This is a genomic window from Lelliottia sp. GFLA7 (assembly GCF_056490165.1).
On sequence record NZ_JBWLAQ010000120.1, the window covers coordinates 1 to 394 of the forward strand.

The 394-nt window shown below is 67.5% G+C and carries 1 protein-coding gene; it reads left to right on the forward strand.

What is annotated here, in order from left to right; all coding sequences use genetic code 11:
* A partial coding sequence (locus AC07RN_RS21450) for a carboxylesterase family protein (RefSeq protein WP_478337295.1) occupies nt 1-394 on the forward strand: 394 nt, incomplete at both ends.

Sequence of the window (394 nt, forward strand, 5' to 3'; positions counted from 1 at the left end):
TTGTTCCACCGGGCGATCTCGCAGAGTCCGCCGGCGACGTCGGTGTACGGCGCCGAACGCGCTGCCAACGTCGCTCGCCGATACCTCGAGATCCTGGACCTGCCGGTCGGCAGGATCGGCGACCTTCTGGACATGCCGGCCGAACGTTTGGTGAAGGCCGGCGACCTCCTCGTCGACGAGGTGCCGACCCGGGTGCCCGGCACGCTCGCGATGGCACCGGTGGTCGACCGCGACCTGGTTCCGCACTATCCGGTGGCGGCGTTCCAGAAGGGGTACTCGCACCGGATCCCGCTGATCATCGGCTCCAACAAGGACGAGGCGTCGATCTTCAAGTTCATGCGCTCACCGCTGCTGCCGGTCAGCTCCGAGGCCGTCCAGCAGATGTTCGCCGGAC